Raw genomic sequence first — 14,953 nt, forward strand, 5'->3', positions numbered from 1 at the left:
GACGCACATGGATAATTTAAATCTGAACAAACACATCTCCGGTCAGTTCAACGCGGAGCTGGAGCACATTCGCACGCAAGTGATGATCATGGGCGGCATGGTTGAGAAGCAGCTGATGGACGCCATCACCGCGATGCACAATCAGGATGGCGAGCTGGCGCGTCACGTGATCGACGGCGACCAGAAGGTCAACATGATGGAAGTGGAGATTGATGAAGCCTGCGTGCGCATCATCGCCAAACGCCAGCCCACCGCCAGCGATTTACGTCTGGTAATGGCAATCATCAAGACCATTTCTGAGCTGGAACGCATTGGCGACGTGGCGGAAAAAATCAGCCGCACCGCGCTGGAGAAGTTCAGCCAGCAGCATCTGCCATTATTGGTGAGCCTTGAAGCGCTGGGTCATCACACCGTGCAGATGCTGCATGACGTGCTGGATGCGTTTGCGCGCATGGATCTCAACGAAGCCATCAAAATCTACCGTGAAGATAAGAAGGTGGATAAAGAGTACGAAGGCATCGTGCGTCAGTTGATGACCTACATGATGGAAGATCCGCGCACCATCCCAAGCGTGCTGACCGCGCTGTTCTGCGCGCGCGCCATCGAGCGTATCGGCGATCGCTGCCAGAACATCTGCGAAATTATCTTCTATTTCGTTAAAGGTCAGGATTTCCGTCATGTGGGCGGCGACAAGCTGGATGAACTGCTGTCGGGCGACGACGGCAGCAATAAACCCTCTTGATTGACGCGTCGGCGGCCCGTTGCCACTGTGGCTAACGGGCTGCCTGCTTAAATTCTGTCTGTTCTCAGCGATTTCCTCTCTTTATACTTGGCGCACTTTTTTCTGCCAGGTGCTGTTACATGTCCTCCCCAACTCCTAAAAAACAAGCCATTACATCGGCGAAAGCCATGGTGGCCGCCATCAGCGGCTACGCGATGGATGGATTTGATCTCCTGATTCTTGGTTTTATGCTGCCAGCGATCAGCGTCTCGCTGGCGCTCGATCCCTCTCAGGCCGGTTCGCTGGTCACCTGGACGCTGATCGGTGCAGTGATCGGCGGCATTGTGTTTGGTCACCTTAGCGATCGCTATGGCCGCATCCGCATTCTTACCGTCACCATTCTGGTGTTCTCAGTATTCACCGGCCTGTGCGCGGTGGCGCAGGGCTATTGGGATCTGCTGGCGTATCGCACGCTAGCGGGTGTGGGATTGGGTGGCGAGTTCGGTATCGGCATGGCGTTGATTGCCGAAGCCTGGCCGAAAGAGAAGCGCAACCGCGCATCAGCGTGGGTCGGCATTGGCTGGCAGCTGGGTGTATTGCTGGCGGCCTTTATCACGCCGCCGCTGCTGAGCGTGATTGGCTGGCGCGGCATGTTCCTCGTCGGTTTGCTGCCAGCGCTGGTCTCTTTTGTCATCCGCCGCAGCATGGGCGAGCCGGAAGGTTTTACTCGTCATGTTGAGAAAACGCCGCAGCTCTCCTTTGGCGCACGCATTAAATTGCTGTTCGCCGATCGCGCCACCAGCAAAGCCAGCCTGGGGATTTTTATTCTCTGCTCGGTGCAGAACTTTGGTTACTACGGATTGATGATCTGGATGCCAAGCTATCTGTCATCCAACTTCGGTTTCAGCCTGACCAAATCTGGTTTGTGGACTGCCGTCACGGTGGTGGGCATGACGTTCGGCATCTGGCTGTTTGGCGTGCTGGCCGATCGCTTCGCGCGCTGGAAAATCTTCCTGCTGTATCAGTTCGGCGCAGTGGTGATGGTGGTGGTGTATGCGCAGCTGCGCGATCCGACGGTGATGCTGTTTACCGGCGCGCTGATGGGGATGTTTGTAAACGGCATGATTGGCGGCTACGGCGCGCTGATTTCCGACACCTTCCCACCGCAGGCACGCGCGACGGCGCAGAACGTGTTGTTTAATTTGGGACGTGGCGTGGGCGGATTTGGTCCATTGGTGATTGGCCTGCTGGCGACCAATATCTCTTTCACTGCCGCGATTACGCTGCTGGCACTGATTTATCTGCTGGATATCGCCGCCACGCTGTTCCTGCTGCCGAAGAAGCAGAGCAACGAGGATTCGTTAGGCGCGATTGGTTAAGTTTGTGGTCGCCATTAAAGGCGACCCTACACCTGAACGAACGTAGGGTCGGCATTTATGCCGACCTGGCTGAATACCGCACCTTACCCCACCAAATCCCACCCACGCGCGCGCCACAGATCCGGCAACTGCGCCATATCATCAAAGCGCGTCACCAGCGGATGATCTAATTCAGGATTGTGCGCATCGGCGCAGTAGTAAAACACCGGAATCCCGGCCGCGATCCCCGCTCGCGCGCCAGCCTCGGAATCATCCACCAGAATGCACTTCTCAATCGGCACCTGCATCTGCTCGGCGGCGTGGTACATCAATTCCGGATCCGGCTTCCAGTGGTTAATGTCATAACCGCTGTAAAGCTTGCCATCGAGATACGGCAGCATGCCGGTTAATCCCAGCGAATGTTGCATCTTCTTCACCGTGCCGTTGGAAACCACGCACATCGGCACGTTGACACTTTCCACCAGCGCTTTGGCACCGGCAATCGGCTTTAAATCGAGATCAAACAATCTAGCTACTTCGGCACGATAGGCGGCTTCCACCTCTTCGAGCGGCAACTCAACCTGATGTTCTGCCGCCACATCGCGGATGATGTCGTAGAGCTTCACCCCTTTATACTGCTCAAACATCTGCTGCAGTGAGCGTTCAATACCGTAGCGGGCAAAGGTGTTGACGTAAGCTTGCGTACAGATTACTTCGCTGTCGACCAGCGTGCCGTCGCAATCAAAAAAAATACATTCAACCGACATCGCACATCATCCTTTTGTTAAACAATAAGCTGACACTCTAGCGCACTGAGCGCAGAAAGCGACCCTGAGCAACCGGTTGCGAAAAATCAGTGTTTTGCCGCGCTAAACTCTATAGGATACGCGGCGATAAATTTTTTAGCGGAACAGTGGAATGACTAATCAGGGCCTTTTGCAGCGCATCTTCAAACTGCAGGAACACGGAACCACCGTGCGCACCGAAGTGATTGCCGGTTGCACGACTTTCCTGACGATGGTGTACATCGTTTTCGTTAACCCACAAATTCTCGGTGTGGCGGGCATGGATACGCAGGCAGTGTTTGTTACTACCTGCTTGATTGCCGCGTTCGGCAGCATTCTGATGGGGCTGGTGGCGAATCTGCCGGTGGCGCTGGCGCCGGCGATGGGCCTGAATGCCTTCTTCGCCTTTGTGGTGGTCGGTGCCATGGGTTATTCCTGGCAGATTGGTATGGGTGCGATTTTCTGGGGCGCGCTGGGTCTGCTGATCCTTACGCTGCTGCGCGTGCGTTACTGGATGATTGCCAACATTCCGCTCAGCCTGCGCGTGGGTATCACCGCCGGTATCGGCCTGTTTATCGCCATGATGGGGCTGAAAAACGCCGGTATCATCGTGCCAAACGCCGATACCATCGTTGCCGTTGGCAATCTGACCTCGCATAGCGTGCTGCTTGGGGCGCTCGGTTTCTTCATTATCGCGATTCTGGCTTCACGCAATATCCATGCGGCGGTGCTGGTGTCTATTGTGGTGACGACCGCGCTGGGCCTGATGATTGGCGATGTGAAATTCAGCGGCGTGTTCGCGGCGCCGCCTGCGATCACTTCCGTTGTCGGCCAGGTCGACATCAAAGGCGCGTTCAACATCGGCATGGCTGGTGTGATCTTCTCATTTATGCTGGTCAATCTGTTCGACTCATCCGGCACGCTGATTGGCGTAACCGATAAAGCCGGGCTGACCGACGAGAAAGGCACGTTCCCGCGCATGAAGCAGGCGCTGTACGTTGATAGCATCAGTTCGGTGACTGGTTCGTTGATTGGTACCTCATCGGTGACCGCCTACATTGAAAGCTCGTCCGGCGTGGCGATCGGCGGTCGCACCGGCCTGATGGCGGTGATTACAGGGATTCTGTTCCTGCTGGTGATGTTCCTGTCACCGCTGGCGGCGATGGTGCCTTCTTATGCGGCGGCGGGTGCACTGATTTACGTTGGCGTATTGATGACGGCGTCGCTGTCACGCGTGCAGTGGGACGATCTCACCGAAGCGGTGCCAGCGTTCGTTACTGCGGCGATGATGCCTTTCAGCTTCTCGATCACCGAAGGCATCGCGCTGGGCTTTATCTCTTACTGCGTGATGAAGTTGGGAACCGGACGCTGGCGTGAAATCAGCCCGTGCGTGGTGGTAGTCGCGCTGCTGTTCGTGCTGAAAATCGTCTTCATTGACGCGCACTAAATAGAAGAGGCCGCTGATGCGGCCATTTTTATTACGGATGTCCCATCTCATGCGGCGTGACCAAACTGGTCAGGCGCAAGGTACGCGGCCCGATATTGGGTTTGCTCATCTCGACATCGCGCAGCGCTTGCCACTGCTGCGCGCCATCAATCTCCCACAAATGTAAGCGTTCGGTGCCGGGCGAGAGCGCGCACGACCACACCAGCGTGGGCTCAGCATCACACACCGCCTGAATATCAGGGAACACGGTGGAACGCAGCCGACCGGCCGCAGGATGCAAACGCAGTGAATCAATACCGCTATCGGTTTCACCGGTGAGCTTGAGAATGCTTTGGCGCAGCGTCCAGATTTGCGTCAGCGCTTCCATGAAATCCTGCTGCGCGTTGATCCAGGCTTTTTCGCCGGAGGAGAGATCCTGCGTCAGCATGTCCTGCGTTTGACGGCTGTGCGCGCGCACAATTTCCATATCCAATCCGGCGCGACCGCCTTCTTCGGCCAGCAGCACACCGATGGTGTTTCCGGCGTAGGAAATGCTGAAGTCGGGCAGGTTGGCATCGGCAAAGCAGGGGCGTCCGCTGCTGGAGGTCGTCAGCGCGGGGAGTTCGCGAATGCCGTAAACGCGTAACATCAGTTGCGCCAGCAGTTCGCGCGCGGCAAGAAAGCGTCCGCGACGCTTGTCAGCGAAGCGCTGAGCGCTGTTGATCACTTCCTGTGGCACCCGCATATTCTCTGAAGAAAAGGGCGGATTACCTATCCAACGTACAAAATGACTAGCCATCTGTCGCTCCGTGAAAATGGTCGAATAATCATCAGTGCTATTGTAAGAATTTTCTCATGGGTTTGCATCCGGCTTAACATGGAATAGGCGATATTTCAGATAAGGACGAAGCCAGGCGGCAATCCCATTTGGCAACTTTGCATAGAACGCTTTTGCAGATTCGTGTCTCAACGGATGCCGAACGGCCTGATGTGGTGTAGGATTTGGACAGTAAAAAGGCACAGTGAAGTGCGCTAACCAATTCATTCATCTGCCAATCGTGCGCATCTTAGAAGCATGCACGTCGGAGTTTTCTATGTCAGTTACCCCTATTTCTCGCCAGGAATCGATCTCGCTTGATGAGTTTCGCCACGGCATGCGTCGCTTAACCGCGGGTGTTTCTCTGGTTACCACCGAATTTCAGGGCGAAAAGCTGGGGCTGATTGCGACGTCGGTCAGTTCGCTGGCGGCTGAGCCACCAAGTCTGCTGGTGTGCGTTAATCGCAGCGCATCCAGTCATGATGCCTTTATCGCAGCCGGCCATTTTGCCGTTAACGTGCTGCGTGAACAGCATGACGACTTATGTGCCCAGTTCAGCCAATCCTCACGCCGCGATGAGCGCTTTCAAAGTGGTACATGGCAGACATTAAATACCGGCGCGCCGATTTTAGCTGATGCGCTGGTGAGCTTTGATTGTCAGCTGGAGAAGGTGGTCGAGTGGAACACGCACAGCGTGCTGCTGGCGCGTATCGTCGGCATCGCTCTGCCTGGTGAAGCGGCAGAGCCGATGATCTACTTTAACAGCGGCTTCCATTCACTGGGATAACCGCTTAAAACCGGCGTCGTGGGCTCAGCCCGACGCCTTTTCTCAATCAGGCAAAGGTGCTGGCTTCATCAAAGCCCAGACGCGGCAGACGCGCATGCAGTTTGCTGGCTTCGCCATAGCCGAGATTGATCAGTAAGTTCACCTGCCATTTGCTCTCGCTGAAGAACGCATCATTCACTTTTGACGGATCGAAACCGGACATCGGGCCCGCATCCAGGCCCAGCGAACGCGCGGCCAGAATCAAATAACCTGCTTGCAAGCTGCTGTTACGGAACGCGGTTTCTTTCGCCAGATCCGGGCTGCTGGTAAACCAGCTGCGCGCATCACCGTGCGGGAACAGCTTTGGTAGCGCTTCGTAGAATTCAGGATCCCACGCCACGATCACCGTTACCGGTGCGGCCATGGTTTTATCGACGTTGCCCGATGAGAGCGCGGGTTTCAGCTTCTCTTTGCCTTCCTGCGAGGTCACAAATACAAAACGGCCTGGCGAGCAGTTAGCGGAGGTTGGGCCCAGCGCGGTCAGGTTATAGAGCTGCTTCAATACGTCCTGCGAAACCGGTTTGTCCTGCCAATAGCTGTGGGTGCGGGCTTCATTGAACAGCGCGTTCAGCGCCACGCTGTCGAGCGTTGTACTCATGTTTCTCTCCTGTTCAGGCGGCAAATGCGCGCCGAATGTTTGGCATGAATAAAAATGTACCCGGACACCGATGCGCTTTTAGCCGGGCAACGATCGTTATACTGCAAAGCGCAAGGGGAGCCAAATAACAAACACGCATGATTAACGGGATTGTGCACCCTACATGAGAACGTCGTAGGGTCGCCATTCATGGCGACCACGCAGCAGACTATTACTTACCAATGCAGAAACTGGAGAAGATTCTGCCCAGCAGATCGTCGGAGGTGAATTCGCCGGTGATTTCGCTCAGCGCCTGCTGCGCTAACCGTAGCTCTTCTGCCAGTAATTCGCCGGCCCACGCGCCTAACAGTTGATGCTTGCCTTGCTGTAAATGCGTTGCGGCTAACTCCAGCGCTTGCAGATGGCGACGTCGGGCGAGGAATCCGCCTTCCATGTTGCCGGCAAATCCCATGCTCTGTTTCAGGTGATCGCGTAGCGCTTCCACACCTTCACCGGTGCGCGCCGAGAGACGAATCAGTGAGTGACCGTTCACTTCAGTGAGGCCCAGTACTTCGCCGGTCATATCCGCTTTGTTGCGCACCACGGTAATCGGCAGCGCTTCCGGCAGACGCGCAACAAAATCCGGCCAGATCGCGGCGGCTTCGGTCGCGTCAGTGGTGGTGCCATCGACCATAAACAGCACGCGGTCGGCCTGTTCGATCTCCTGCCATGCGCGTTCAATACCAATGCGCTCAACTTCGTCACTGGCTTCACGCAAACCGGCGGTATCGATGATGTGCAGCGGCATGCCGTCAATATGGATATGCTCGCGCAGGACGTCGCGCGTGGTGCCAGCGATATCGGTGACGATAGCCGCTTCGCGTCCGGCTAAGGCATTCAGCAGGCTCGATTTACCGGCATTGGGACGACCGGCAATCACCACTTTCATCCCTTCGCGCAGCAGGCTGCCCTGACGCGCTTCGGCACGCACGCCATCAAGGTCGCCGATCACCACATTGAGCTGGGCTTCAATTTTGCCGTCGGAAAGGAAATCGATCTCTTCATCCGGGAAGTCGATAGCTGCTTCCACATAGATGCGCAGGTGAGTAAGTGCTTCCACAAGCGCGTTAATCCGCAGGGAAAAAGCGCCCTGCAACGAGTTCACCGCCGAGCGGGCGGCTTGCTCTGAGCTGGCATCGATCAGATCGGCAATCGCTTCGGCTTGCGCTAAATCGAGCTTGTCGTTGAGGAAGGCGCGTTCCGAGAATTCGCCTGGTTGGGCAATACGCAAGCCGGGCAGCGCCACGATGCGTTTCAGCAGCAGGTCAAGAATCACCGGGCCGCCGTGGCCTTGCAGCTCCAGCACATCTTCACCGGTAAAGGAGTTCGGGCCAGGAAACCATAGCGCAATGCCCTGATCGAGCACGCTGCCATCGGCATCAGTAAAGGGCAGATAGTCGGCATAGCGCGGTTTTGGCAGCTTGCCGAGCACGGCTTGCGCCACCTCAGCGGCTTTGGCGCCGGAGATACGCAGAATGCCGACGCCGCCGCGGCCAGGAGGCGTCGCCTGGGCAACGATAGTGTCGCTGTGGCTCATGATTCACCTTTTCTCGAAACAAAAAAACAGGGCGACATAAATGCCGCCCCTTAATTATACGCTGCTGCTGGTTGCAGTCAGACGTTACGCTTTCTTCTTGTCGCGGCTATGCAGACCACGTTTTTCCAGGCCGCGATAAATCAGCTGCTGCTGGAGAATGGTTACCAGGTTGCTGACGATGTAGTACAGCACCAGACCTGATGGGAACCACAGGAAGAACACGGTAAAGATAACCGGCATGTAGGTCATGATCTTCTGCTGCATCGGATCGGTCACGGTGGTCGGTGACATCTTCTGAATGAAGAACATGGTGATACCCATGATGATCGGCAGAATGTAGTACGGGTCCTGCGCTGACAGGTCATGAATCCACAGAATAAACGGCGCATGACGCAGTTCAACCGAGCCTGACAGCATGTAGTACAAGGCCAGGAAGATTGGCATCTGGATAACCAGTGGCAGACAGCCGCCCAGCGGGTTCACTTTCTCCGCCTTATACAGCGCCATCATTTCCTGGCTCTGCTTCTGCTTATCATCGCCCAGACGTTCACGCATCGCCTGAATCTTCGGCTGCAGCATACGCATCTTCGCCATCGAGGTGTATTGCGCTTTGGTCAGCGGGTACATGATGCCACGCACGATGAAGGTGATAACGATAATGGAGAAGCCCCAGTTACCGATGAAGCTGTGGATGAACTTCAGCAGCTTAAACAGCGGCTGAGAGATGAACCACAACCAGCCATAATCCACGGTCAGATCCAGGTGCGGCGCGATGGCTGCCATCTGGTCCTGAATTTCCGGGCCGACCCACAGCGTTGCGCCGAGATCTTGCTGTGCGCCTGCGCCAACGGTGACCGGTGCAGATTTGTAGCCAATTGCCGCGATGCCATTGCCGAGGTTGCTGGTGTACAGCGTGTTGTTACCCTGCGTACGTGGCACCCAGGCGGTAGCAAAGTACTGCTGCAGCATCGCCACCCAACCATTGCTGGTGGTGGTGTTCAGGTTCTCGTTATCCGCGATGGTGTCGAATTTATATTTTTCGTATTTCGCATCGCTGGTTGAGTACGCTGCGCCACGGAAGGTATGCAGAGCAAAGTTGTTGCTGCCGGTGTCGCGGTGCTTAGGCACGTCGATGGTCTGCTTCAGCTGACCAAACATCGACACTTCCAGCGGCTGCTGAGTGGTGTTGTTAATGTTGTAGTCAACGTTTACCGCATACTCACCGCGCTTGAAGACGAACGTCTTGGTGTAAACCACGCCGTTTTCACCGGTCCAGGTCAGCGGCACGCGCAGTTCGCTCTGGCCATCCGCCATGACGAAGCTATCTTGCGAAGTGGTATACAGCGGACGTGCGCCATTGTTCGGGTTATCCGGACCGTTACGGCCAGTTAAGCCGCTCTGCGCCTGATAAACGAAGGCTGGTGTGGTTTCAAGCAGCTGGAACGGTGCGTCTGAACCCAGTTTGTCCGGGTAAGTCAGCAGCTGAGCCTGCTCAATATCGCCACCACGCGTATTGATGTTGAGTGACAGGACATCTGTCTTAACGGTGATCGTTTTGCCCTGTCCGCTAGCCGGCACGCCGGAAGTGGCGGCATCACCCGCTGCGCTGCTTGTGTTTTGCGTGGTCTGGGTTTGCTGTGGCTGCGGAGCGTGGTCCGTCTGCCAGGCTTGCCAGATCATAAAAGACACGAACAGAAAAGCGATGAGAAAGAGATTGCGTTGCGAATCCATCGTTAATGTTCTCTGGTATCAAAGGTTTTTGGCGGCACAGGATCGTCACCACCCGGGTTCAAAGGGTGGCATTTTAATACGCGTTTTATCGTCAACCAACTGCCTTTTACAACGCCAAAGCGGCGTAAGGCCTCAATCCCATACTGCGAACAGGTGGGATGGAACCGGCAATGAGGTCCCAGCAGTGGGCTGATGGCGCGTTGATAAACGCGTATCAGGGCAATCAGGAGCCGCGAGCCAGGCGACAGTGACGACGCCATAGTTTCTCCAACGCTTCCGTCAGCGCACGGTTATCCAGGTCAGCAATCCCTTTTTTAGCCACGATCACAAAATCCATCGCAGGGAGCTCATGTTGACGCAGACGAAAGCTTTCGCGGGTCAATCGCTTGATCCGGTTGCGTTCATGGGCACGTTTTACATGTTTTTTTGCGACGGTGAGACCGATGCGGGGATGCCCCAGCGCGTTAAGTCGGCCGAGTATGGTGATTTGCGGCGTACCGGCTCGTTGTGGCTGCTGGAAGACGAAAGTGAAATGAGTGGGAGTTAACAAACGTAACTCCCTGGGAAATGCGAGCTTAACCACGAGGGTTAGCTTTATTACTTAGAAACGGTCAGACGAGAACGGCCTTTAGCACGACGACGTGCCAGAACCTGACGACCATTTTTTGTTGCCATACGAGCACGGAAACCGTGTGAACGGTTGCGCTTCAGTACGGACGGTTGAAAAGTGCGTTTCATGGCGATTTCTACCTAAACTTGAAAATTTTCACTGGGTGACGCGTTTTCGGGCCAGTAAATCGACCAACGCCTCAATGTGTCTTTAATAAAGAGGCGGGATTGTAATAATTGTACAGTCCAGAGTCAATTTACTTCGCTGGTCGCGGCACCTGGAAACCCAGATACAGCCCGCTGATTCCGGGCATCAAGGCTTCACGCAATAATGCCGGGTGGGGAATTATACGGGCTGTGGGTTAAAGCGCAAGGATCGCGCAGGATCTTCTTGCGATCAATTTGCAGATTTGTTGCGCAGAAACGAGAGCTCGCCAGAAAAATTACCGCTTTCAGCCACATTAACGCTGGCTTTTTTCGCAGAAAGCGTAAACTCATTATCGCTTCAGCAGCCTGTGGATAAATTGGATCAAAACTGTGTAGAAAGGGAAGATCTCTGTGCGGCTTTACGTTATGATCCGCCCTTCCGCTGACGATCCTCACTGCGATCGCCGGGGAAGACTACCGCGAATAGCGGTCGCAGGCGCTTTCCAACCGTCTGTGTCTAAAAATTACGTTTCTATTTATTAGCGCCTAAAATTCTTATCGATTTTGTACGAGTGGAGTCCGCCGTGTCACTTACGCTTTGGCAACAGTGTCTTGCCCGTTTGCAGGATGAGCTTCCTGCCACCGAATTCAGCATGTGGATTCGTCCGCTGCAAGCTGAATTGAACGACAATACGCTGACCTTGTATGCACCAAATCGGTTTGTACTCGACTGGGTTAGAGATAAATATCTCAATAGTATCAATGGGCTGCTGAACGAATTCTGCGGTGCAAATGTGCCGTTACTGCGTTTCGAAGTCGGCACGCGTCCTGCCGCACAGGTGACAACCAGCCAACCGGCGATGGCCACTTCCAGTTACAGCGCACCTGCTCCGATTGAAAATCGTCCCGCGCCGACGCAAATCCTGCGTCCAAGCTGGGATTCGGTGCCTGCGCCGGCGGATGTCACTTACCGCTCCAATGTGAATAACCGTCATAACTTCGACAACTTCGTTGAAGGTAAATCGAACCAGCTGGCGCGCGCGGCGGCACGTCAGGTGGCGGATAATCCTGGCGGCGCTTATAACCCACTGTTCCTTTATGGCGGCACCGGCCTGGGTAAAACTCACCTGTTGCACGCGGTAGGTAACGGCATTATTGCGCGCAAGCCCAATGCCAAAGTGGTGTACATGCACTCTGAGCGTTTTGTGCAGGACATGGTTAAAGCCTTGCAGAACAACGCTATCGAAGAGTTTAAGCGTTACTACCGCTCGGTTGATGCGCTGCTGATCGATGACATTCAATTCTTTGCCAATAAAGAGCGCTCGCAGGAAGAGTTCTTCCATACCTTCAACGCGCTGCTGGAAGGTAATCAACAGATCATCCTGACCTCGGATCGCTATCCAAAAGAGATCAACGGCGTAGAAGATCGCCTGAAATCACGTTTTGGCTGGGGATTAACCGTGGCGATCGAGCCGCCTGAGCTGGAGACGCGCGTCGCGATCCTGATGAAGAAAGCCGATGAAAACGATATTCGCCTGCCGGGTGAAGTTGCCTTCTTTATTGCTAAGCGTTTGCGTTCCAACGTTCGTGAGCTGGAAGGCGCGCTGAACCGCGTGATTGCCAACGCGAACTTTACCGGCCGCGCCATTACCATCGATTTCGTGCGCGAAGCGCTGCGCGATCTGCTGGCGCTGCAGGAAAAACTGGTCACCATTGATAATATTCAGAAAACGGTGGCCGAGTATTACAAAATTAAAGTGGCGGATTTGTTGTCGAAACGCCGTTCGCGTTCGGTAGCGCGTCCGCGCCAGATGGCGATGGCGATGGCGAAAGAGCTCACCAACCACAGCTTGCCGGAAATTGGCGATGCGTTTGGTGGCCGCGACCATACCACCGTGCTTCACGCTTGCCGTAAAATCGAGCAGCTGCGTGAAGAGAGCCACGACATCAAAGAAGATTTCTCTAACCTCATTCGAACACTATCTTCCTGACGCATATGAAATTTATTGTAGAACGTGAGCAGTTACTGAAGCCACTGCAACAGGTTAGCGGTCCACTTGGCGGACGCCCGACGCTGCCGATCCTGGGAAATTTACTGCTGCAGGTGAGCGAAGGCTCGCTGCGCTTGACCGGTACCGATCTGGAAATGGAAATGGTAGCCCGTGTTGCGCTGACGCAGCCGCACGAGCCGGGCGCGACCACGGTTCCCGCGCGTAAATTCCTCGACATTTGCCGCGGTTTGCCGGAAGGCGCTGAGATCAGCCTGACGCTGGAAGGCGACAGAATGCTGGTGCGCTCTGGCCGCAGCCGTTTCTCACTGTCAACGTTGCCCGCCAGCGACTTCCCGAATCTTGATGACTGGCAAAGCGAGGTGGAATTTACCTTGCCGCAGGCGACGCTGAAACGCCTGATCGAAGCCACGCAGTTCTCAATGGCGCATCAGGATGTGCGTTATTACCTCAACGGTATGCTGTTCGAAACCGAAGGCGAAGAGTTGCGTACCGTCGCCACCGATGGTCACCGCCTTGCGGTGTGCTCAATGCCGATTGGTCAGGCGCTGCCCAACCATTCGGTGATCGTGCCGCGTAAAGGTGTGATTGAGTTGATGCGTTTGCTGGATGGCGGCGAAACGCCATTGCAGGTGCAAATCGGTAGCAGCAACATCCGCGCACATGTGGGTGACTTCATCTTTACGTCGAAGCTGGTTGATGGCCGTTTCCCGGATTATCGCCGCGTATTGCCGAAGAATCCCGACAAAGCGCTGGAAGCTGGCTGTGATATTTTGAAGCAGGCATTTGCGCGTGCGGCGATTCTCTCGAATGAGAAATTCCGCGGCGTTCGCATCTATATCACTGAAAATCAGCTCAAGATCACGGCGAATAACCCGGAGCAGGAAGAAGCGGAAGAGATGCTGGATGTCTCTTACAACGGCACCGATCTGGAAATTGGTTTCAACGTCAGCTATGTGCTGGATGTGTTGAATGCGCTGAAGTGCGAGAACGTGCGTTTGCTGCTGACTGATGGCGTATCGAGCGTGCAGATTGAAGATGTTGCCAGTCCGGCTGCAGCCTACGTCGTCATGCCAATGCGTTTATAAATATCGGCCTGGCTTACTTGTCATTCTGGTCCCGGGCAGTGCTCGCCCTTGGTCACATACTTCAGTATGCTCCCAAGTTCTGCGCGCTGGCCGTAACCAGACTGGCTGCGCCGCCGACGGCCTGGATCTCAAATGTTAGGTAAAATCCCCCTCTCGCTGGATTCGTTATGGCTTTAACCCGCCTCCTGATTAAAGATTTTCGCAACATCGAGCAGGCCGATCTGGCTTTAGCGCCGGGCTTTAATTTCCTTGTCGGTGCCAACGGCAGCGGCAAAACCAGCGTGCTGGAGGCGATTTACACGCTGGGACACGGTCGCGCGTTTCGCAGTTTGCAAGCTGGCCGCGTGATTCGTCACGATCAGGACGCCTTTGTGCTGCACGGTCGCATCGAAGGCAGCGAACGAGAATTGTCGGTCGGTTTGACCAAGAATCGTGCTGGCGACAGCAAAGTGCGAATTGATGGCAGCGATGGCCACAAAGTGGCGGAGCTGGCGCAGCTGCTGCCGATGCAACTGATTACGCCGGAAGGATTTACCCTGCTCAATGGCGGTCCAAAATACCGTCGTGCCTACATCGATTGGGGCTGTTTTCACGCCTCGCCCGGATTTTTTCATGCCTGGAGCAATTTGCGTCGTCTGCTAAAACAACGCAATGCGGCGCTGCGTCAGGTTTCGCGCTACAGCCAGATTCGTCCGTGGGATCAGGAACTGGTGCCGCTGGCCGAGCAGATTAGCGCCTGGCGCGCCGAATACAGCGCGGCGATTTCCCGCGAGATCATCGCCACCTGCGGGCAGTTTTTACCGGAGTTTGAGTTGGCGTTCTCTTTCCAGCGCGGCTGGGATAAAGAGAGCGATTACGCCGAACTGCTGGAACGCAATTTCGAGCGCGACCGCGCGCTCACGTACACCGCCAGCGGCCCACATAAAGCCGATTTTCGTATTCGTGCCGAAGGTACGCCGGTGGAAGATTTACTCTCACGCGGCCAGTTAAAACTGCTGATGTGTGCGCTGCGCTTAGCGCAGGGCGAATACCTGACGCGCAGCAGCGGAAGACGCTGTTTGTATTTGATTGATGACTTTGCCTCAGAGCTGGATGACACCCGTCGTCGGCTGTTAGCTGAACGCCTAAAAGCCACGCAGGCTCAAGTATTTGTCAGCGCCATTGGTGTCGAGCATGTAATCGACATGAGTGATGAAAAGGGCAAGATGTTCCGCGTGGAACAGGGTAAAATAGTGGTTCAACCTGAAGATTAAATGAGCGAG

General features: G+C 55.2%; 15 protein-coding genes. 7 read left to right on the forward strand and 8 right to left on the reverse strand.

Annotated elements, in window-relative coordinates; translation table 11 throughout:
• Positions 1-7 precede the first annotated feature (7 nt).
• On the forward strand, positions 8-742 hold the full coding sequence (gene phoU / locus ACXIZX_RS19265; RefSeq protein WP_007893583.1) for a phosphate signaling complex protein PhoU: 735 nt from the start codon (positions 8-10) through the stop codon (positions 740-742).
• Between the two features lie 119 nt (positions 743-861).
• Positions 862-2,100, forward strand: coding sequence for an MFS transporter (locus ACXIZX_RS19270; protein WP_479404740.1), 1,239 nt, complete (start codon positions 862-864; stop codon positions 2,098-2,100).
• A gap of 83 nt (positions 2,101-2,183) precedes the next feature.
• Here ACXIZX_RS19270 and yieH read toward each other — a convergent pair whose 3' ends face one another.
• Positions 2,184-2,846, reverse strand: coding sequence for a 6-phosphogluconate phosphatase (gene yieH, locus ACXIZX_RS19275; RefSeq protein WP_479404741.1), 663 nt, complete (start codon positions 2,844-2,846; stop codon positions 2,184-2,186).
• Positions 2,847-2,997: 151 nt separating this feature from the next.
• Here yieH and ACXIZX_RS19280 point away from each other — a divergent pair, with 151 nt between their 5' ends.
• Complete coding sequence (locus ACXIZX_RS19280; RefSeq protein WP_008105308.1) at positions 2,998-4,311, forward strand: NCS2 family permease; 1,314 nt, start codon at positions 2,998-3,000, stop codon at positions 4,309-4,311.
• A gap of 31 nt (positions 4,312-4,342) precedes the next feature.
• On the opposite strand, the gene ACXIZX_RS19285 is transcribed toward ACXIZX_RS19280, so the two are convergent.
• Positions 4,343-5,089 carry a 4'-phosphopantetheinyl transferase family protein gene (locus ACXIZX_RS19285; protein ID WP_479404742.1) on the reverse strand — a complete coding sequence of 249 codons (747 nt, stop codon included), beginning with the start codon at positions 5,087-5,089 and terminating at the stop codon, positions 4,343-4,345.
• 295 nt (positions 5,090-5,384) lie between these two features.
• On the opposite strand from ACXIZX_RS19285, the gene ACXIZX_RS19290 reads away from it, so the two are divergent.
• Complete coding sequence (locus ACXIZX_RS19290) at positions 5,385-5,894, forward strand: flavin reductase family protein (protein ID WP_479404743.1); 510 nt, start codon at positions 5,385-5,387, stop codon at positions 5,892-5,894.
• Positions 5,895-5,940: 46 nt separating this feature from the next.
• On the opposite strand, the gene ACXIZX_RS19295 is transcribed toward ACXIZX_RS19290, so the two are convergent.
• The 6 genes from ACXIZX_RS19295 to rpmH all read right to left on the reverse strand — a co-directional run bounded on the left by ACXIZX_RS19295 (position 5,941) and on the right by rpmH (position 10,576).
• A complete protein-coding gene (locus ACXIZX_RS19295) occupies positions 5,941-6,531 on the reverse strand; it encodes a malonic semialdehyde reductase (RefSeq protein WP_154156954.1) in 591 nt (196 codons plus the stop codon).
• Positions 6,532-6,742: 211 nt separating this feature from the next.
• A complete protein-coding gene (gene mnmE / locus ACXIZX_RS19300) occupies positions 6,743-8,107 on the reverse strand; it encodes a tRNA uridine-5-carboxymethylaminomethyl(34) synthesis GTPase MnmE (protein WP_008105304.1) in 1,365 nt (454 codons plus the stop codon).
• Positions 8,108-8,191: 84 nt separating this feature from the next.
• Positions 8,192-9,838 carry a membrane protein insertase YidC gene (gene yidC / locus ACXIZX_RS19305; RefSeq protein ID WP_154181889.1) on the reverse strand — a complete coding sequence of 549 codons (1,647 nt, stop codon included), beginning with the start codon at positions 9,836-9,838 and terminating at the stop codon, positions 8,192-8,194.
• Between the two features lie 2 nt (positions 9,839-9,840).
• Positions 9,841-10,098, reverse strand: coding sequence for a membrane protein insertion efficiency factor YidD (gene yidD / locus ACXIZX_RS19310; RefSeq protein ID WP_007893564.1), 258 nt, complete (start codon positions 10,096-10,098; stop codon positions 9,841-9,843).
• On the reverse strand, positions 10,062-10,421 hold the full coding sequence (gene rnpA, locus ACXIZX_RS19315) for a ribonuclease P protein component (RefSeq protein WP_036648555.1): 360 nt from the start codon (positions 10,419-10,421) through the stop codon (positions 10,062-10,064). Before rnpA ends, yidD begins: the two co-directional genes overlap by 37 nt.
• 14 nt (positions 10,422-10,435) lie before the next feature.
• Positions 10,436-10,576, reverse strand: coding sequence for a 50S ribosomal protein L34 (rpmH, locus tag ACXIZX_RS19320; RefSeq protein ID WP_003849659.1), 141 nt, complete (start codon positions 10,574-10,576; stop codon positions 10,436-10,438).
• Between the two features lie 602 nt (positions 10,577-11,178).
• Between rpmH and dnaA the strand changes: the two genes are divergently transcribed.
• The 3 genes from dnaA (at position 11,179) to recF (ending at position 14,944) form a co-directional block, all read left to right on the forward strand.
• A complete protein-coding gene (gene dnaA / locus ACXIZX_RS19325) occupies positions 11,179-12,585 on the forward strand; it encodes a chromosomal replication initiator protein DnaA (protein ID WP_008105301.1) in 1,407 nt (468 codons plus the stop codon).
• A 5-nt stretch (positions 12,586-12,590) separates the two neighbouring features.
• Positions 12,591-13,691 carry a DNA polymerase III subunit beta gene (gene dnaN / locus ACXIZX_RS19330; protein WP_008105300.1) on the forward strand — a complete coding sequence of 367 codons (1,101 nt, stop codon included), beginning with the start codon at positions 12,591-12,593 and terminating at the stop codon, positions 13,689-13,691.
• A gap of 167 nt (positions 13,692-13,858) precedes the next feature.
• Positions 13,859-14,944: a DNA replication/repair protein RecF gene (gene recF, locus ACXIZX_RS19335; RefSeq protein WP_061719989.1), complete on the forward strand. Its 1,086-nt coding sequence runs from the start codon at positions 13,859-13,861 to the stop codon at positions 14,942-14,944.
• Positions 14,945-14,953 lie beyond the last annotated feature (9 nt).

Source organism: Candidatus Pantoea symbiotica, from assembly GCF_056491525.1.